The sequence below is a fragment of the Streptomyces sp. NPDC096079 genome (genome assembly GCF_040303145.1).
Taxonomy (GTDB): domain Bacteria; phylum Actinomycetota; class Actinomycetes; order Streptomycetales; family Streptomycetaceae; genus Streptomyces.
In genome coordinates this window covers 243,640-262,350 of record NZ_JBEOST010000006.1, presented here as the reverse complement: position 1 = coordinate 262,350, position 18,711 = coordinate 243,640, and the positions used below count along the sequence as shown (strand labels likewise).

Here is an 18,711-nt window from a genome sequence, read left to right as displayed (position 1 = left end):
TGGGCGCTGCACGTTCCAGGTTCCTCCCGTCTCAGCGGCGGCCGCCGTGGTCGGCGGCGGAGGCGGCCACGGAGACGATCGCTCGGACTTGGGCGATGATGGCGAGCCGGTTCCGTACGAAGTCGGGGTCGCTGACCGTTCCCGTCGCCGGATCGGTGTTGCCGGGGCCGAATTCCAGGACCGGCGTGTGCACATGGCCCCCGGGCAGCCGGGTCAGGCCGAGGCGGTCGCGCAGCAGGGTGGCCCGGTAGGCGATCTCGTTGGAGAGGTAGTTCCCGCCGCCGCCCGCCCGGGCCGCGGAGCCGGGCGTCGGGCCGTCGGGGCGGACCACGGGGACGTCGGACCCGAGCGGCACCTCGGTCACCGAGGTGTTGTCGTAGACCGGGAAGCGGCCCGTCGACGCCGCGGTGATCGCCTCGTACGGAAGGGTCGTCGACGTCCACTGGGGCCGTGTCGCCGGATCGGCGACGGGCACGGCCTCCGTACGGGACAGGTTCTCGTTGTCGGGGAAGCCGCCGCGCCACGCGCCGTTGGTCCGCTCGATGTCGAACCGGCCCGGCCGGCCCTGGCTCACGGTGGTGAACAGGTCCACCCGCGGCAGGTGCGGACGCAGGGTGCGCTCGACCGTACCGTCGGCGAAGTCCTGCCAGCGGACGGGGAACACGGCCGTCTCGATCCGCGCGAGGGAGCCGTCGGCGGTACGCAGCCAGGTGCCGTCCAGCGCGAGCGCCGAGGCCCCCGAGGGGTTGCTGATGCGGGTGTCCCGGTCGAGCGTGAAGGGGTCGAAGCCGGTCAGCAGGATCCGCTTCACCCCCTTGCCGGCCGGGTAGCGGATCGAGTCCTGGCCCCGCGAGGAGCGCTCCAGGTCGTCCAGCAGCCGCGTGCGCCCTTCCTCCGAGACCGTGAATCCCGGGCGCCAGGAGCGCAGTTCCCGGGTGAGCGCGAGTCGCGCCCAGTACAGCGGCCGGTCGTCGTCCCGAGAGAGGTCCCCTCCCGCCGCTCCCCTGCCCTGGGCCCGGTCCACCGCTCGCCGCCAGAGGCCCGACCCGTAGCGGACGACCGTCCGCTCGGCCGTGGCGAACGAGCGGGCGTCCGCGAGGGCGTCGCCGAACTCCGGCGCCAGGGAGGCCAGTCCGCCGCGCCTCAGGATCTCCTGAGGCGCGGCCCGGTCGAGCCGGGCCTCCTCCACGGACGCCGGGGCCGTACCGGCCGCGGGGGCGGGCGGGGGTGCGAGGGTCAGGAAGGCGGCGGCGAGGGGGAGGGCGAGCGCGCTGCGTATCGAGGTCACCGGAGTCCTTTCGTACGAACAGGCTGTTCCGTCATCGGTGATCGGTGATCGGTCATCCGTCATCCGTGGGAGACGGAGCTTCGCAAAGGAGCTCAGGCTACGGCGCCGCACCGGCCTTGTCGGGCGTTCCCTACGGGCTTGGCCGGGAGCCGCCGGTGTCCGGGGCGGCCTTCGCGTCGGCGTCGCCCGTGAGCCGCACCAGGTCCCTCGTCAGCGAGGCCAGCCAGGACACCGTCGCGTAGTAGGCGCGCGGTGCGTCGGGCGGGTCCTCGGCGACGGCGGCGGGAACCACCGGCCCCTGGAGCCCTGTCGGCGATTCGGCCGTGTCCCCCGTGGGGTCCATCCGGGCGGACGTCAGCAGCATGCCCGCCGCGACCCGGTCGCCCGCGCGGATCACGGACTCCGCGGCGGGCGTCCCGAGCGGCGGCGCCACCGTCGGCTCCGGCGGCACCAGGAGGCGGTCGGCGCCCCACAGCGTGTGGTGTCCGGCGATCAGCGCGGCCTGCCAGTCCTGCCCGCCCGGCGACGGCACGGGCCCCTTGGGTTCGCTCTGGTACTGGGCGTACGCCGACTCCGCCATGACCAGGGCGTGCTGCAGCGACCGGTGCCCGGGCGCGGTGGCCACCGGCACGCGCCGCCCGCCCGCCACCATCTGCGCCGTCGTGGCCACCACGATCTCCGCGGCGATCCGCAGCAGCACGGCGACCGACCGCCGCAACTCGTCCTGGGCGCCCCTCGGCCAGGCCAGCAGTCCGAACACCGCACCGATCGCGCTGCCGGTCAGCACGTCGAGCAGCCGGAACTCGGCGAGCTGCCAGGTGACCGGCGCCAGCTGCGCGAAGACCAGGGCGACCACCATGGTGAACAGCGCCTGCGCCCATCCGACGCCCTTCACCGGCCCGAGCGTGAAGGTGACGAGCATCAGCGGCGGCAGGGCCACCGCGTACACCTCGATGTCGGTACCGACCAGCGCCAGCGACGCCGCGGCGACCAGCGCGCCGACGAGCGTGCCGGTCAGCGCCTTCCGTTCCGTCGCCCTGGTCTCCCGTACCGTCGTGCGCGTCAGGGTCAGGGTGGCCAGCAGCACCCAGAAGCCGTGCGGGAGCGTGTCGATGCCCGCGATCAGCCGGGCCGCCGCCAGGGCCAGACTGATCCGTACCGCGTTCTGGAAGAACACGGACCGGCCGCCGGCGTGGCCCGACAGACGTCGCCACCACAGTTGCGGCGCCCGTTTCCGCGCGTACCAGAACCGGCCCGGTGCCGGTGCGTCGGCCCCGCGGCCCCGTACGGCGATGTCCGCCGCCGTGGACATCGCGAGGGCCGCGTCCGTCACCTCCAGGAGCGCCGCGTTGCGGCGCAGCGCGGCGGGGGTGTCGCCCGCGGCCGCCGTCAGGGCGTGCCGGATGTCCCGGAGCCGGGCGTGGGCCCGGCCGTCCGGGTCCTCACCCCGTAGCCGGGCCGCGGCCTCCCGCGCCGTATCGGCGACCGCCCGCAAGGGGTCCGGGGCCACGGCAGCCGGCGGCGGGGGTGGCGGGGGCAGCGCCGTCAGCCTGCCGAGCAGGGTGCGCGTCGCCAGGCCCGTGTGGGCCAGCGCCCGCTGCCTCACGCTCGCTCCGGCCGGGCGTTCCGCCTCCGGAACCCGGGACGAACGCAGCCCCGTGCTCAGGGTCCGGGCGGTCCGCAGCATGTCCTCCGGCAGCGTGTACGGCGCGGAGCCCAGCCGGTCCGCACAGCGCGCCGCTCCGTCGGCGGCCCTGGCCGCCGTCTCGCGGTAGGGCAGCGCCCCCGGCTCGGGCAGCAGGGTCACTTCCGCGATGATCAGCAGGACGAGGCCGAAGGTCGCGCCCACGAGGCGTTCGCCCAGCGAACCGGGGTCGTAGGGCGGGAACGACGGCAGGATGTACATCAGCTGCAGGCCCGTGGCCGCGCCCGCGAAGCGTGGGCCTCCGACGGCCATGAAGGCCAGCGCGAAGCCGACGACGAGCATCCCGAGCACGGCGCTCCACGTCCGCACGGACAGGTACGTACCGAGCGTGATCAGCACCCAGCACACCGGCAGCACGCCCAGCAGCAGCGTGGCCCGCTGGCGTCCGGAGCCGGGGAGCCGTGACAGACCGGCCATGGCGATCGCGCCGAACAGCGCGTAGGTCGCGCCGACCGCCGAGTCGAAACCGTAGAGGAGCACGTAGAACCCGGCCGCGGCGGTGGTCGTGGTGCGCAGGGCGCCGCGCGCCGCCGCCCGGTAGGCGGGCGACGGCCGTCTCGGGAACGCGCCACCCATGCCCCCAGCATCACCCGCGCCGGAGCACCCGGCACGACGGGCCGGGGAGGACGGACGGGCACGTTCCGGTCTGCGGACCTATGACGGGGCGGCTCGGTGAGGCGAGGTGGCCGAGGTGGAGGCCGTGCGGTGCCGACGCCGGGACCCCGGCCTTGGCAGGGGGTGCACGCTTGTTTACCGTAGGGGTGAACACGTGTGCACCCCTCGCACTCCCGGTTCTCGCACCGCCTCTGGAGCACGATGACCTCCGCCGTACCGCCCTCCTCGTCCGCGTCGCCGTCCGGACACGTCCGCTCCCGGCTCGTCGTCCCGGTCCTCGCCTTCTGCGGCATGGTCGTCGCCGTCATGCAGACCCTCGTCGTACCGCTCCTGCCGCACATACCCGAGCTGACCGGGGCGAGCGCGGGCGCCGCGGGGTGGCTCGTGACCGTCACCCTCCTCACCGGCGCGGTCTTCACCCCGGTGCTCGGACGGGTCGGCGACCTGTACGGCAAGCGGCGGGTCCTCCTGGCGTCGCTCGCGGTCCTCACCCTGGGCTCCGTGCTCTGCGCGGTCAGCTCCGACATCGGCGTACTGATCACGGGCCGGGCCCTCCAGGGCACGGCTCTCGCGGTGATCCCGCTCGGCATCAGCATCATCCGCGACGAACTCCCCGCCGAGCGCGTGGTGCCGTCGATCGCGCTGATGAGCTCCACCCTCGGCATCGGCGCGGCGATCGGACTGCCCCTGGCCGCCGTCGTGACGGAGAACTTCGACTGGCACACCATGTTCTGGGCGTCGGCCGCGCTCGGCCTGCTCGACCTCCTGCTCGTGCTGTCGATCGTGCCGGAGTCCGGCGTCCGCTCCCGGGGGCGCTTCGACGTGCCGGGGACGCTGGGCCTCGCCGCCGTGCTGGTCGGTCTGCTGCTTGCGATCACCCAGGGCTCCGGGTGGGGCTGGACCTCACCGCTGACGCTCGGCCTGCTCGGCGCCTCGGTGGCCGTGGGACTGCTCTGGGGCCGGTACGAGCTGCGCACCCCGTCCCCGATCATGGACCTGAGGGTGTCCGCCCGGCCCGCCGTCCTGCTCACCAACGTCGCGGCCCTGCTCATCGGCTTCTCCTTCTACGCCAACTCGCTGGTCACCGCCCAGCTCGTCCAGGAGCCCACGAGCACCGGTTACGGTCTCGGCGCGTCCATCGTCGTCAGCGGACTCGCCCTGCTGCCCGGCGGCCTCGCGATGGTGGCCCTGTCCCCCGTCTCGGCGCGGATCTCCGCCACCTACGGGCCCCGCACCGCGCTCGCCCTCGCGGCGGTCGTCATGACCGCGGGCTACGTGGTCCGCTTCTTCACCAGCCACAGCCTGTGGCTCATCGTCGCCGGCGCCACCGTGGTCGCCTGCGGCACCGCCATCGCGTACTCCGCGCTGCCCGTACTCGTCATCCGGGCCGTCCCGGTGAGCGAGACCGCGTCGGCCAACGGGCTCAACACCCTGATGCGCTCCGTCGGCCAGGCCGGGTGCAGCGCCGTGGTCACGGCCGTCCTCGCGCGTGTGACGTTCGTGGCGGACGGTCGCACCGCGCCGACGCTCCACGCCTACCTGCTGATCTTCCTGATCGCCGCCGGGGCGGCGCTCGCCGCCCTCGTCGCCACCCTGCTCCTGCCGCCCGACCGGCCGGGCGGGGGCGCTCCGCGTGGCGGTGAGCAGCCGGGCGGTACGGTCACGGTGTCACCGCCCACCAGCGCCGCCCGAGGGACCGCATGAGCACCGCCGACGAACCGACCGCCGCCTCGGACTCCCCCCTGGGAGCAGGTCCGCTTCCGGGAACCGGGTCCCCTTCGGGAGGCGGGGAGGACGGCCCGGAGACCGGCCGCGAAGCGATCATCCGCGCCGCACGGCGGGCGTTCACGCTCAAGCCGTACGCCGAGGTCACGATGCGCGGCATCGCCGCGGCGGCCGGGGTGAGCCCGTCCTTGATCGTCAAACGCTTCGGCACCAAGGAAGCCCTCTTCAACACCGTCGTCGACTTCCGCCCGGCCGCGGACGAGCTGTTCGGCGCTCCGCTCCCCGGGCTCGGCCGGCACCTCGTCCTGACCATGGTCGACCTCCGGGACCGGCTCCGGGGCGATCCGCTGCTGCGCGTGGTGTTCTCGCTCGGCATCGAGGACGAGCGCACGCTGCTGCGCGCACGCTTCCGCGAGCAGGTCACCGACCACCTCACCGGCCTTCTCACGGGGGCCGACGCGCGGCTCCGCGCCGAACTCGTCGCCGGCCAGCTCCTGGGCCTGGGCGCCACCCTGAGCCTCCACCGCCCGGACGGTGCCACGGCCCACGCCACGCCCGAACGGCTCGCGGACCTCTACGGCCCCGGCATCCAGCACCTCGTCGACGGGAGCTGAACGGCGGCACGGCCGGCGTGCCGGAGCCCCGATCGGCCGGCCGGAACGTTCGTCTCGGTGGCCCGCCGTTGGTAGCTTGCGGGCGTGGACGACTTCTCCCGCTCGTGGACCGCCCTGCGCGAGGCCGTCGCCGGTCTCGCCGACGAGGACTTCGCCCGGCCCTCGGGCTGCGCCGGCTGGCTCGTACGCGACCTGGCGTGCCATCTCGTCATCGACGCCCAGGACGTCCTGATCACCCTCGCGACACCGGCCGACACGCCGCCGACGCGCGACGCGGCGACCTACTGGGAGGTGGCCGACGCGCCGCCGACGGGTGACGACCCGCTCGACGCGCTGACCGTACGGCTCGCCGCCGCGTACGGGGACCCGGGACTGTTGAAGTTCCACCTCGACGACGTCGGCTCCGCCGCCGGCCGCGCCGCCGCGCTCGCCGACACCGGCCGCGCCGTCGGAACGCGCGGCGAGGTGCTGACGGTCGGCGACTACCTCTCCGCGTACGTCCTGGAATGGACCCTGCACCATCTGGACCTCGTGGCACGGGTGCCGGGGGCGCCACGACCGCCCGCGGAGGGCCTGGCGGCGGCGCGTGGACTCCTGGAACGGATCGCCGGCGTGCCGTTCCCGGCCGAGCTGTCCGACACGGACGCGCTCCTGGTGGGAACCGGCCGCCGCGTGCCGACCCCGGCGGAACGGGCGGCGCTGGCCGGAACGGGCGTGAGGTTTCCGCTCGTACTCGCCTGAGCGGGGCCGGCTCAGTCCCCGGTCACGCCATCGGTCCGCTCCCGCAGGAAGTCGGCGTGACCGTTGTGGCGGGCGTACTCCTGGATCATCAGCACGTAGACCCAGCGCAGGCTGAGCGGAACGCCGCGGGGGGAAAGGAAGGTCTCGTCGAGGTCCCGCCCGTGCGCCGCCGCGTCACAGGCCTCGACCTCGGTACGGAACCGTGCGAAGTCCCGCTCCGCGTGGGCCTCGTCGACCCCGGCCATCCCCTCGTCACCCTCACCCGGGCCGGTGAAGACCTCTGCGACCGCCTCACCCGCGACACACCGCCGGAACCACCACCGTTCGACCTCGGCCATGTGCCGCACCAGGCCGAGCAGGCTGAGCCCCGAGGGCTCCACCGTCGCCCTGGCCAGCGCGGCCGGCGCCAGCCCGGCACACTTGGCGAGCAGCGTCTCCCGATGCCGGCCCAGCCACCCCTCCAGCATCCGACGCTCGGTCACGGCTCCCAGATCACGCAACTGCTGCGTGCGCTCGACGCTCGGCGCGGTCCATGTCATACCCCTCAACCTGCCGGACCCTACGGAAGCCTTCAAGCGGGCTCCGGAAGCCGTCCGCTGCCGACGCGCGGGACGAGCGCGACGGACTGCACTGGAAGACGCGCCCCCTCGTCGCATGGGCGGCCGGGAGGCCCTTCGTGTGGGTCGACGACGAGCTCACGGACGTGGACAGGACCTGGGTCGCCGCTCGTCATCCGGGGCCCGCGCTGCTCCACCGCGTCCAGGCCCGACGTGGCCTGAACGACGACGATTTCGAGGCTCTCGGCACGTGGTTGCGGCGGCAGTAGTCCGGCGCGCAGCAAGCCGGCCCGCCCTCGGGGTCGAGGGCGGGCCGGGCGCGTGTCCCGTGCGCGGGCACGGGACACGCGGGGTCTGTGCCGCAGATCAGTGGGCGCCGAGGAAGGCGCCCTCCGCGCCCTCTTCCCAGCCCTTCTCCGAACACGAGGCGGTGAAGATCGTGCCGTACACGGCCGGAACGCCGCTCACCGAGCAGTGCGAGCTGAAGCCTGCGCCGCCCTCGTCGAAGCTCCCGATTCCGACGCCGTCGTGCGCGAGCGCGGCACCGGCGCCGCCCAGCAGAATGCCCACGGCCAGAACAGACGCGGCCAGAGAACGCATAACCACTCCTCAAGGTGTCCGAATGACGCGGCAGAAATTGCCTGTCGCGCGGTCAAACACCGCACAAGGGCCACGAGACACGACATCTCACTCCAATGCCGGACAGGGGTTTTTGATGCCGCGTGAGAGCAGAAACGATGCTTTTCAGGCGCCCCTTGGGAATTCTCTTCGTCAGGAAAAGAAGGGCCTGCGGAAGGCGCTCACGGCATCCGGGTGCGGAGTGCCTCGACGGACCAGGCGAGTTCGGGTGCCAGGCTGCTGGGGGCGGGCCAGCCGTTGACGACGGCCAGCAGGGACAGGTACCGGTCGCGGCGCGGATCGTTCAGCCGCGCCAGCCGGTCGGCGAGGCAGCGGTGGAGGTCAGAGGTGCCGTGTGCGGCGGAGTGGCCCAGGATCCTGGCGCAGTGGTCCACCAGCGAGGCGACGATCGGGTCCGCTTCGGCCGCGTCGGGCGCGACACCGGCCCCGAGCGCCGGTGTGACCCTGGCCCGGACGGCTTCGACGAGGCTCCGGGGCGGGCCCGTCGCGTCGTCAGGGGCCCTGCCGGCCACCAGGTCCTCGGCCATGCCGTGCAAGGTGGCGCGGAAGTCCCGGTCCTGGGTCAGATCGGCCAGCTCCACCCACGCCTCGATCTGCTCGGGCTCGGGGTCGTCGGGCAGTTCGGGTGTCAGCGAGCGGGTGACCCCCGCGACTACGGGGTGCTCCCGCAGGCCGTCGAACACGGCGTCGAGGAAGTCGTCGATCAGGCGTGTCCTTTCGGCTTCCGACAGACGTGCCAGTGTGTGCATGAGGTCCATCTCCTCGGGAGTCGAGCCGCGCCGGACCACCGCCGCCAGCACTGCGCGGCGCTGCCGCAGGACGCGGATCTGCACGTCCAGTGCCTCGGCGTGCGTCGCCGCGACGTCCGTCAGCGAGACCTCCCGGTCCACGACCGTGCGGATCGTGGCCAGGTCGATGCCCAACCCGCGCAGGGTGCGCACCAGCGCGAGGCGCGCGAGGGCCTCGGCACCGTACCGTCGGTATCCGGCGGGGGTGCGGTCGGTCGCCGGCACGATCCCCGTGTCCGCGTAGAAGCGGATGGTCTTCACCGTCAGACCCGTCCGCCGCGCCAGATCACCGATCGAGTAGAGCGTCTCGCCGTTCATGCCCCCACCCTCACGTCTCCCCTTACCGGAGAGTCAAGCCTCGCCTCCACCGGTCAGCGCCCGCATATCATCGCCGGACCGGGTTGCCCGGCCCGGTGGTCGAGGAGTTCGGGGAAGGGGGCAGCGTGGGTGGTCAGGTGCGGACGCGTGTGTCGGTGTACGCCATCGTGGTGGAGGGTGACCGGCTGCTGTCGGTACGGCTGTCGGACGCCTCGCCCGTCTTCGCTCCGGGACTCTGGCACCTTCCGGGTGGGGGGATCGACCCGGGCGAGCAGCCCGTGGAGGCCCTCGCCCGTGAGCTCCTGGAGGAGACCGGGCGCGAGCTCGCTCAGGCCCGGCTGCTCGACGCGCGCACCTACGCGGCACGACGGAACGGCGTCGACTGGAGCCTCACCGCGCTGTTCTACTCCGTCGCCCTCCGGGACGGCTCGCCGGCGGTCACGGAGACGGACGGCTCCACCGACGGGGCCGCGTGGATTCCCCTCGCCGACCTGCGGGACGCCACCTTGTTGTCACCGGCCGCCGCCGACGCCCTGCGCATGAGGGACGGCCTGTCCTGAGCGCTGCCGCCGGAGCATCGCCACTTCCGTCGGCCGGTCACCGGTCCGGCGCACCGCCCAGAGCGAACATCCTTGGATTCGCGTCCCGTTGGGGGAAGGCTGGGGCACCCATCCCGGATCGCGGAGGCCCTCCATGAGCGGCGAGCACACGAACACCCTGTACGAGGCCGTGGGAGGCGCCGACGCGCTGCGGCGGCTCTCCGAGACGTTCTACGAGGCCGTCCTGGCCGATCCCCTGCTCGCGCCCGTCTTCGCGGACTTCACCGCCACCCATGTGGAGCACGTGGCCGTGTGGCTGGCCGAGGTGTTCTCGGGACCGGCCGCGTTCACAGCGGAGCACGGCGGACACCAAGCCCTCCTCCGGGCCCATCTCGGGCTCGGCATCACGGAGGAGCAGCGGCTGCGCTGGATGGAGCTGATGACGGCGGCGGTGGAGAAGGAGCTGCCGGACGACGAGCTGCTGCGCCGCCGGGTGGTCGAGTACTTCGACTGGGGCACCCGGATCGCCGAGGACGTCTCGGCCTCGGCACCGGGGACGGACCTCGGCGACCCCGGGCCCACGCCGCGCTGGGGCTGGGACGGTCTCGCCTGAACCCGTACCGGCACCGGCAGGGGTGAGCCCCGACGAGATCGCTCCGCGGTTCGGTTCGGCCCTAGGATGCCTCGGTTTGATGATCTCCGATCGTGAAGTGGGGCATCCCTTGAGTCACAGAGCACGCTTCCGCACGGCCATAGGCCGGTGGATCCTCGGACTGGCCGTTCTGGCCGGCTCCCTGGTCGGGGGCTCGCAGCAGCCCGTGGCCGCGTCCGAAGCCGGCCCGCAGCCGGTGCGTACCGTCTCGTACAACGCCTGTGGTGCGTCCACCTGCCAGAACACCGTGGCCACGGCCGACGAGTGGGCGGCGCAGTTCCTGGAGCGGATGAACGCCGTCGGGCCCGCCGACGTCATCGCCCTGCAGGAGCTGTGCACGGGTCAGTACGAGGCGCTGAAGAAGCTGCTGGTCGGCTACACCTCGGTGCGGGAGGGCCAGCAGGTGCCCGCCAGATGCGCGCGGTGGGGCGGCACGTCGTCGAGCTTCGGCCAGGCGCTGTTCGTGAAGGGGGCGGCGGCGGACTTCAGCACGTACCAGGCCCTGGTGAACCCGGGCGAGACCGACGTACGGCTCCAGCGCTGGGTGGTCTGCGCGAAGGGTCCGCTCGGCGGCCGCACCACGCTCGCGTGCGGAACGCATCTGGCCACCGCCCTCCCCGGCAACGGGACCCCGGTGATGCTCGACCACATGGAGCGCTGGGCGGCGGGCGCGCCCGCGCTGGTCACCGGTGACTTCAACGCCGTGCCGACGCACTCCGCGCTGGGGCCCGTACGGATCGGACTGTGCGCGACCGGGCCGTTCACCGAGGCCGACGCGGCCAGGAACAGCCCGACCGCCTGGGCCGACGCCGCCCCCGTCGGTTACCGGCTGAAGTACGATCACGCGTTCTTCGGCAGCCGGGACTTCACCGGGTTCCGGGCGAAGACGGCCGACATCGATCTGACGCCGGTCGAGGACCACAAGCTGCTGTGGGCCGAGGCCCAGCCGCTGGAGCGGACGGCGGTGCACGTGCCGGGCGACCTCACCGGCGACCTCTGCCCCGACATGCTCGCCGTGCGCAAGGACGACACCCTGCGGCTGTATCCGGGAGCGGGCAGGGGCAGGTTCGGCTCGTCCCGCGTGATCGGCAGCGGGCCCGAGTGGAACGGCGCGATCGTCAGCCACCGAGGGGACTGGGACGGCGACGGCGACGAGGACGTCGTGGCCCGCAAGGGTGAGGAGCTGGTGTTCCACCGCAACAAGGGCAACGGCGACCTTGAGGACGGTGTCGTGATGAGGGTGTCCGAGACCGGCTGGGGCCACATCACTCCGGTCGCCGCCGGTGACGTCGACGGAGACGGCGCCCCCGACCTCGTGGCCCGGAGCAGCACGGGGCTGTGGCTGCACCGCGGCCGTGTGGCGGCGGACGGGGGCTGGCTGCCGCACGCCGCCGCCCGGATCGGCCTCCCCGAGTGGAAGGACCTGGAGGTCCTCGTGCCGGGGAACGTCACCGGGGACGCGAAGACGGAGATCTGGGCCCGTGACGCCGCCGGGGGCATCAGGCAGTACGCCTACGACGACGTCACGAAGGGCCTCGGCACCCCCGCGGACCTCGGCAGCCTGCCGACGGGCTCCCGCGTGCTGGGCGTCTCCGTGGGCGACGGCAACGGCGACGGTCTCGCCGACCTCTGGTACACCACGCCGGCCGCCGACCTCGTGTTCCACCCGGGAGGAACGCCGTTCGCGGACACGGAGGGGAACTCCGTGACCGTCGGCACCGGCGGCTGGGGCTACTTCTCGTCCCTCGGCTGACCCTGAGGCCGGGCCGCGAGTCCGTCAGAGGACGGGCCCGGGCTCATCCGGGTTTCGGCGCCCGGGTCACCGAGTACCCGGCGTTTCGAGTGACCGGGCGACCGAGTCGGGCGGGGCCCGGCTCGGTCGCCTGTCGTGGGAGCCGTGCGGTCAGTTCGCGTTCACGAGGTCGTGCGCGGGGACCTTGACGGTCCGGTGGCCCGGCGTGCCGCCGAGGACGATCTTGCGCAGGGCGCTGTTGTTGTCGAGGTTGGTCTCCTTCAGACGCTTGGCCGGGTTGGCCAGCACCTGGATGTAGTAGGTGCCGTTGGGCACATCGGTGATGTCGAAGGACTGCCCCGGCAGGTCCTGGGTGTAGGTGTCGCCGGAGCCGACGTCCAGGACCTCGCGGACGGAGATGGAGTTCTCCTGGCCGCAGGCGGTGGCGAGGTCGGTGTTGTACGGGTGCCAGTTGGCGTTCTTCACCGTGTAGTCGACGGCGTCGGTGTTGGCCAGGCAGAACGCCTCCTTGCCGCTGCGCACCGCTTCCTTCTTGTCGGCCTTGAGCAGCCGGTAGCTGGCGAAGTCGGTGAAGTGCCAGTGCACGTGGCCGGGGCGCGGGTCCCACTCCATGGTGCCGGTCGGGGTGTAGCCGACCTGCTTGCCGCGGGCGTCGTAGAAGTACTGGTACGCGTCCATCTTGGCCTTGCCGGGCGAGCGGAAGCCGTCCACCACGAGCTGGGCCGGGCCCGCGTTCCACACGTTGGCGCTGAACGCCAGGTAGTCCTTGCCGGGGATGTCCCGCTCGCCGTCGCTGATGGTGATGCCGTAGGCCGGCAGCGATCGCAGGTCGGGCTTCGGGACGTTCGGGACGGTGGGGGTCCCGGTGGGCCGCTTGGCCTGCGGCGCGAGGGCGGGCGCCTGGCGCGAGCCGTCCGTCCGGCCGCCCGTGTCACGGGCGGCCGGCGCGTCGGCGCGTGCGGCCTGCTGCCGCTTCACCGCCCAGGGCAGCGCCGGAGGTGCGGCCTTCAGCGGGCCGTGGCCGACGTTGTACGAGGGACCCGCGCCGCTGGTCTCCGGGGCGCCGGCCTGGGCGATGGTGGGCGCGTGGCCGGGGCCGTGCCCGGCGTGCGCCGTCGGGGCCTGCTGGTGCGCGGTTCCGTGACCGGCGTGCTCACCGGCGGCTCCGTGACCGGCGTGCTCACCGGCGGCCGAGCGGGCGGGGGCGCCGGCGCCGTCCTCCCAGCTGCGTTCCTGGACGGTGACCTTGACGGTCGCGGGCCTGTCGGCGATCCCGAAGAGGTCGCGGTACTTCTTGGCGATCCTGATCTTGGCCGTGTACGTGCCCGCCGCGAGCTTCACCGGCTGCGTGTAGGACCCGGCGTAGGTGTTCGAGGCCCACCCCTTCTCGACGCCCCACACCGAGCCGAGGGTGAAGGGGTTGGTGGGGCAGCTCTCCGGATATTTCGAGGTGGCGGGCGCGTCGGGCCGGACCCGTCCGCTGGCGTTGTTCGGGCAGAACGCCTCCGTCCGGTTCACCACCACCTTGCCCGTCGCGTCGGTGACGGTGATCTCGGCGAAGCCGGGCAGTCCGGAGAAGTCCTTGACGGTGCCCGCCGGCAGCGTCTTCGCCTTGGCCTTGCCGCCCTCGTACACGGTCTGCGTGAGGGTGACCGGGTCCTTGTAGGACTTCCGGGTCACCTTCAGCTCCAGGGGCGTACCCTCCGCGGTCAGGTAGGTGCCGAGGTCGAGGAAGACGCCCGGGTCCTCCTTCCAGGAGGTGAGCGTGACCGAGCCGGTCGCCGCGATGAGGCTGAGCTTCGGCCCGGTCGCGGCCTTCGCCTGCTCCGGCGAGGCGGCCATGAAGCCGACGGTCACGGCCATCGCGGCGACGGCCGTGGTCCCCGCGAGCAGCGGACGCCGTAGGCGGGTGGTGCGCGTAGTGGTCATCGTTCCCTCGTCCTCCGGATGCTGTGAGAAGAAAACGGGCCGCGGGCCGGCGGGACGGAACCGCCGTCCGGGGCGCGCGGAACGGGGCGGGCGATGCGCCCGTGGGGTGAGAGGACGGGACTCGGCACCTGGTTGTCCGGAGGACGGAAATCGTCATGATGTTGGCCGGATGTCGCCTGTGTGGCGAAAGGTGGACGCGCCGTTCGGCGGACGCGGGGCCGGAATGCGGACGCGCGGGGCCCTGGCGGTCGTACTGTCGAATTCCGCTCCGCTCCCGAGGAGGACCACTGATGCGCAGCGTGACCTATTCGATGAACGTTTCTCTCGACGGCTATATCGTCGGACCCGACGGCGGCTTCGACTGGTCGGCCCCCGACGACGAGGTCTTCCGCTTCTGGATCGACGAGATCCGCGGCGTCGACGTCCATCTCCTCGGGCGCCGGCTGTACGAGACGATGCTGTACTGGGAGACCGTCGACGACGATCCCTCGCTGGACGCCCCGACGCGCGAGTGGGTCTCCCTCTGGAACCCGCTGCCCAAGGTGGTGTTCTCCACCACGCTGTCGGAGGTGCGGGGCAACGCCCGTCTGCTCCCGGGCGGCGTGTCGGCCGAGATCGAGCGCCTGCGGGCCGAACCGGGCGACGGCGAGATCGCCATCGGCGGCGCGACGCTCGCCGCGGAGGCGGCCGCGTCGGACCTGATCGACGAGTACAGGGCCGTGGTCTATCCGGTGCTCGTCGGCGGTGGCATCCCCTTCTTCCCCCGGGACGAGCGGAGGGTGGATCTCGAACTCGTCGAGACCCGCACCTTCTCCTCGCGGTTCGTCTACCTCCGGCACCGCGTGGTGCGCCGACCGGAATGAACCCCGACACCTCCGACCGTCGTCAATGCGCCGCAACGGCATCGCCTTGGACGCGGTGGAGAGTTCTACGCGCGATGAGAAGCGTGCCGGTATAGGGGAAGACACCATGCGAAATCCTCCCCCTTGGAGCTAAGCCCACAACCGTTCGCCAGGGGGCGCAATACGCGCCGGACCAGGAGATGATTTCGGACGCACTGTCCAAAAAAGCAAGAGGAAATACCCATGCGACCAAGACTCTTCGGCGCGACCGTCTCCGTGGCCGCATTCGGACTGCTGGGCTCTCTCGTCACCGCCTGCGGCTCCTCCGAGGGCGAGTCGACGACACTGCGCCTCGTGGCCCCCGAGTACGGCTCCGACCCGGCCAGCAGCTCCAAGGCGTACTGGGACAAGCTCACCGCCGCCTTCAGCGCCGCGCACCCCGGCAGGAAGATCGAGGTGACGCTCTACCCGTGGGCCGACATCGACCGCGAGGTCACGCGCATGGTCGAGGCGGACGACGCCCCCGACGTGGCCCTCATGGGCGCGTACTCCGACTTCGCCGCGCAGGGGCGCCTCTACTCCGCGAGTGAGGTCATGTCCGTCAGGGCGGAGGCGAACTTCCTGCGACCGCTCGCGGCGGCGGGCTCGGTCGACGGCAATCTGTACGGCCTGCCCTTCGTGGCCAGCAGCCGACTGCTCTTCTACAACAAGGAACTCTTCGACGAGGCCGGGGCGAAGCCGCCGAAGACCTGGTCGGACCTGAGGACGGCTGCCAGGGCGCTGAAGAAGGAGGGCGTGCTCTACCCGTACGCCCTGCCGCTCGGGCCCGAGGAGGCGCACGCCGAAGCGCTGATCTGGGAGCTGAGCAACGGCGGCGGGTACACCGACGAGAGCGGCGGGTACAACATCGCGTCCGAGCAGAACACCGAGACGTTCACCTGGATCAAGGACAACCTGGTCGTGCCGGGCCTGACCGGCCCGATCCCGCCGGCCCAGCTGAACCGGCAGGACGCCTTCGCCGCCTTCCTCCGCGGTGACGTCGGCATGCTCAACGGCTACCCCTCGCTCCTGCACGACGCGCAGGCGAAGGGCATGAAGGTCGGGACGCTGCGCATGCCGGTGTCGGACACGCTCGGCGCCCAGTCGGCCCCGCCCGCGGCGGGCGTGGCCGACTGGATGATGGCGTTCAAGCGCGACGGCAACCGCGAACTGGTCAGCTCGTTCCTGAACTTCGTCTACGAGGACAAGAACCTGAGCGAGTTCGCGGGGCGTTACCACCTGCTGCCGTCGACGGTGTCCGCCACCGAGGCCTCCCAGTACGCCTCGACGGACCCGAGCGCCGAGCAGTTCCTCACGGCACTGCGCGTCGCCGAGCTCTACCCGGTCGACGAGCCGTCGTGGCTCCAGGTGAGCAACACCATCAAGCGCAGCATCGGCAAGGCCGTCGCGCCCTCCGCCGACCCCAAGGCCGTGCTGGAGCAGATCGCCCAGCAGGCCAAGGACGCGTCGCAGCAGAACTAGCGGCAGAGCCGACGGGCTCCGGAACCCGCGGAGACCGGGCACGGCGTCGACCGGACGCCTCCGTCGTCGCTCGCGAAGCACCCACAAGGTGCGCGGGGCGGCGACCGCACCGCCCGCGTTCCGGGACCGGGGACCGGCCCCGCGAACAGGGCGCCCGATCGTGTGTACGGGCCATGAGACGTTTCCCGGGTCTTCACGCGGAATGCCTTCAAAGTTGTCATGCTCACTCCTAGCCTGCCGGTTGCAGCACTCCCGTACTCCTCACCCCCAACCGGAGGTAGCCGTGTCCGGCGCGCCCAGAAAACGCCGCACCGCCCTTCTGTCCACCCTCGGCCTCGCGGCCGCGTCCATCGGCCTGTGGGCCGGTGTCGGCAGCACGTCACAGGCCCAGGCCGCGGCGACCGTCCCCACCCCCGACCACGTGGTCGTCGTCGTCTTCGAGAACCACGCGTACAGCCAGGTCATCGGCAGCTCCAGCGCCCCGTACATCAACTCGCTGAAGGCCGGCGGCGCGAACCTCACGCAGTCGTACGCCGAGACCCACCCCAGCCAGCCCAACTACTTCGCGATGTTCTCGGGGTCCACCCAGGGCATCACGGACGACAGCTGCTACACGCCCGGCTTCTCCTCGGCGCCGAACCTGGCGTCCGAGCTGATCGCGGCCGGCAAGACCTGGAAGAGCTACAACGAGACGCTGCCCAGCCAGGGTTCGACCACGTGCAGCAGTGGCAAGTACGCGCGCAAGCACAACCCGTGGTTCGGCTTCTCGAACGTCCCCACCTCCTCCGCGTACACCTTCGCGCAGTTCCCGACCGACTACACCACGCTGCCGCAGGTGTCCTTCGTGGTCCCGAACCTGTGCAACGACATGCACGACTGCTCCGTCGGCACCGGTGACACCTGGCTCAAGAACAACCTGGGTGCGTACGCGACCTGGGCCAAGACCCACAACAGCCTGCTCGTCGTGACCTTCGACGAGGACAACCGGCTCGCCGGCAACAAGATCGCGACCGTCCTCTACGGCCAGCGGGTGGTCCCGGGCTCGACGTCCGCGACCACGTACAACCACTACAACCTGCTGCGCACCATCGAGGACATGCACGGCACCACGCACGCCGGCCAGGCCGCCAACGCCGCCCCGATCACCGGCATCTGGACGCCCTGACGTGTACGTAGCGGACAGTCGCAGCGCTCCCGCGACGGCCGCCGCCCGGGACCTCGGTCCCGGGCGGCGTGCCGCCGTCGCCCCGACCGTGCTCGCGCTGGGCACGGTCAGCCTCGTCACGGACGTGTCCTCCGAGATGGTCACGGCCGTCCTGCCGCTGTACCTCGTCGCCGGGCTCGGCCTCTCACCGCTGGGTTTCGGCCTCCTCGACGGCGTCTACAACGGTTTCAGCGCGCTGGTCCGGCTCGTCGGCGGCCACCTCGCCGACCGGGGCGGGCGGCACAAGACGGTGGCGGGCCTCGGCTACGGGCTCTCCGCCCTCTGCAAGCCCCTGCTCCTGGTGGCCGGTTCGCTGCCGCTGATCGGCGCGGTGCTGGCCGCGGACCGTACGGGCAAGGGCCTGCGGACCGCGCCGCGCGACGCGCTGATCTCCCTGGCGTCACCCGAGGAGTCACGCGGCCGGGCCTTCGGCGTGCACCGCGCGATGGACACCGCGGGCGCCCTCATCGGCCCCCTGGTCGCCTTTCTGATCCTCCGCCAGGCGGCGGACGGCTACGACGCCGTGTTCACGGTCAGCTTCTGCGTGGCCGCGGCCGGCGTGCTCGTCCTGCTGCTCTTCGTCCCTTCACGCCCCCGGCAGGCGGCGGCCCCCGCGGCGGGCGCGCCGCGCGCCTCGCTCAGGGCCGCGGTCGGCCTCCTCCGGGTCCCCGGCGTGCGCCGACTCGCCCTGTGCGCCCTGCTGCTGGGGCTCGCCACGGTCAGCGACGCCTTCGTCTACCTGCTGCTGCAGCGCCGCCTCGGAGTCACCGACCACTGGTTCGCACTGCTGCCGATCGGCACCGCGGCCGCCTTCCTGCTGCTCGCCGTACCGCTCGGGCGGCTCGCCGACCGGGTCGGCCGCGGCCGGGTGTTCCTGGGCGGCCACATCGCCCTGCTGGTGGTGTACGGGGCGCTGCTCAGTGGCTGGCGGAGTCCGGCGCTCCCCTTCCTGGTCCTCGCGCTGCACGGCGGCTTCTACGCGGCGACCGACGGCGTCCTGATGGCCGCGGCGGCCGGCCGCATCCCGTCCGAACTCCGCTCGTCCGGGCTCGCGTTGATCCAGACGGGCCAGGCGCTCGCCCGCTTCGGCTGCTCGATCGCCTTCGGCGCGGCCTGGACCACGTGGGGCGATCGCTGGGCGATCGGCGCGGCGACGGCCCTGCTCGCGCTGTGCACGGCGGTGGCCTTCGCCCTGCGTCCCGCGCACCACGACGACCCGACCCCGGGCGGGGCGACGCCCCCGCCCTCCGCCACCGTTCCGGAGGGAACACCCGTATGACC

The 18,711-nt window shown here is 72.5% G+C and carries 16 protein-coding genes and 1 pseudogene; 11 read left to right on the top strand and 6 right to left on the bottom strand.

Annotation, left to right across the window (positions count from 1 at the left end; all coding sequences use genetic code 11):
- Positions 1–31: 31 nt before the first annotated feature.
- Complete coding sequence (locus ABTY59_RS15525; protein ID WP_502995370.1) at positions 32–1,288, bottom strand: PA0049 family protein; 1,257 nt, start codon at positions 1,286–1,288, stop codon at positions 32–34.
- 130 nt (positions 1,289–1,418) lie between these two features.
- On the bottom strand, positions 1,419–3,569 hold the full coding sequence (locus ABTY59_RS15520) for an FUSC family protein (RefSeq protein WP_352019447.1): 2,151 nt from the start codon (positions 3,567–3,569) through the stop codon (positions 1,419–1,421).
- A 240-nt stretch (positions 3,570–3,809) separates the two neighbouring features.
- On the opposite strand from ABTY59_RS15520, the gene ABTY59_RS15515 reads away from it, so the two are divergent.
- The 3 genes from ABTY59_RS15515 (at position 3,810) to ABTY59_RS15505 (ending at position 6,688) form a co-directional block, all read left to right on the top strand.
- Positions 3,810–5,312, top strand: a complete 1,503-nt coding sequence (locus ABTY59_RS15515; RefSeq protein ID WP_352019446.1) for an MFS transporter — start codon at positions 3,810–3,812, stop codon at positions 5,310–5,312.
- Positions 5,309–5,947, top strand: a complete 639-nt coding sequence (locus ABTY59_RS15510) for a TetR/AcrR family transcriptional regulator (protein WP_352019445.1) — start codon at positions 5,309–5,311, stop codon at positions 5,945–5,947. The genes ABTY59_RS15515 and ABTY59_RS15510 overlap by 4 nt, the downstream gene beginning before the upstream one ends.
- An 84-nt stretch (positions 5,948–6,031) precedes the next feature.
- Positions 6,032–6,688 carry a maleylpyruvate isomerase N-terminal domain-containing protein gene (locus ABTY59_RS15505; protein WP_352019444.1) on the top strand — a complete coding sequence of 219 codons (657 nt, stop codon included), beginning with the start codon at positions 6,032–6,034 and terminating at the stop codon, positions 6,686–6,688.
- A gap of 11 nt (positions 6,689–6,699) precedes the next feature.
- Here ABTY59_RS15505 and ABTY59_RS15500 read toward each other — a convergent pair whose 3' ends face one another.
- Positions 6,700–7,227 (bottom strand): DinB family protein, encoded by a 528-nt coding sequence (locus ABTY59_RS15500; protein WP_352019443.1) that lies wholly within the window; start codon positions 7,225–7,227, stop codon positions 6,700–6,702.
- A gap of 62 nt (positions 7,228–7,289) precedes the next feature.
- On the opposite strand from ABTY59_RS15500, the pseudogene ABTY59_RS15495 reads away from it, so the two are divergent.
- Positions 7,290–7,514 (top strand): annotated as a pseudogene (locus ABTY59_RS15495) (HAD domain-containing protein); the annotation flags it as partial.
- A gap of 97 nt (positions 7,515–7,611) precedes the next feature.
- On the opposite strand, the gene ABTY59_RS15490 reads toward ABTY59_RS15495, so the two are convergent.
- Positions 7,612–7,845, bottom strand: a complete 234-nt coding sequence (locus ABTY59_RS15490) for a hypothetical protein (RefSeq protein WP_352019442.1) — start codon at positions 7,843–7,845, stop codon at positions 7,612–7,614.
- 200 nt (positions 7,846–8,045) lie between these two features.
- The gene (locus ABTY59_RS15485) at positions 8,046–8,990 is read right to left on the bottom strand and encodes a MerR family transcriptional regulator (RefSeq protein ID WP_352019441.1); all 945 of its coding nucleotides are present in this window, start codon (positions 8,988–8,990) and stop codon (positions 8,046–8,048) included.
- A 149-nt stretch (positions 8,991–9,139) separates the two neighbouring features.
- On the opposite strand from ABTY59_RS15485, the gene ABTY59_RS15480 reads away from it, so the two are divergent.
- From ABTY59_RS15480 to ABTY59_RS15470, 3 genes are all read left to right on the top strand, one after another.
- Entirely contained in the window at positions 9,140–9,550 is a 411-nt protein-coding gene (locus tag ABTY59_RS15480; protein WP_352019440.1) for an NUDIX domain-containing protein, read from the top strand.
- A gap of 133 nt (positions 9,551–9,683) precedes the next feature.
- Positions 9,684–10,142, top strand: a complete 459-nt coding sequence (locus tag ABTY59_RS15475) for a group II truncated hemoglobin (RefSeq protein ID WP_352019439.1) — start codon at positions 9,684–9,686, stop codon at positions 10,140–10,142.
- A 109-nt stretch (positions 10,143–10,251) separates the two neighbouring features.
- Positions 10,252–11,934, top strand: a complete 1,683-nt coding sequence (locus ABTY59_RS15470; RefSeq protein ID WP_352019438.1) for an FG-GAP-like repeat-containing protein — start codon at positions 10,252–10,254, stop codon at positions 11,932–11,934.
- A 150-nt stretch (positions 11,935–12,084) separates the two neighbouring features.
- Here ABTY59_RS15470 and ABTY59_RS15465 read toward each other — a convergent pair whose 3' ends face one another.
- On the bottom strand, positions 12,085–13,863 hold the full coding sequence (locus ABTY59_RS15465) for a lysyl oxidase family protein (protein WP_352019437.1): 1,779 nt from the start codon (positions 13,861–13,863) through the stop codon (positions 12,085–12,087).
- Positions 13,864–14,153: 290 nt separating this feature from the next.
- On the opposite strand from ABTY59_RS15465, the gene ABTY59_RS15460 reads away from it, so the two are divergent.
- From ABTY59_RS15460 to ABTY59_RS15445, 4 genes are all read left to right on the top strand, one after another.
- Positions 14,154–14,726, top strand: coding sequence for a dihydrofolate reductase family protein (locus tag ABTY59_RS15460; RefSeq protein WP_352019436.1), 573 nt, complete (start codon positions 14,154–14,156; stop codon positions 14,724–14,726).
- A gap of 222 nt (positions 14,727–14,948) precedes the next feature.
- Positions 14,949–16,226 (top strand): extracellular solute-binding protein, encoded by a 1,278-nt coding sequence (locus ABTY59_RS15455; protein ID WP_352019435.1) that lies wholly within the window; start codon positions 14,949–14,951, stop codon positions 16,224–16,226.
- A 283-nt stretch (positions 16,227–16,509) separates the two neighbouring features.
- A complete protein-coding gene (locus ABTY59_RS15450) occupies positions 16,510–17,391 on the top strand; it encodes an alkaline phosphatase family protein (protein WP_352019434.1) in 882 nt (293 codons plus the stop codon).
- A gap of 1 nt (position 17,392) precedes the next feature.
- Positions 17,393–18,709: an MFS transporter gene (locus tag ABTY59_RS15445; RefSeq protein ID WP_352019433.1), complete on the top strand. Its 1,317-nt coding sequence runs from the start codon at positions 17,393–17,395 to the stop codon at positions 18,707–18,709.
- Positions 18,710–18,711 lie beyond the last annotated feature (2 nt).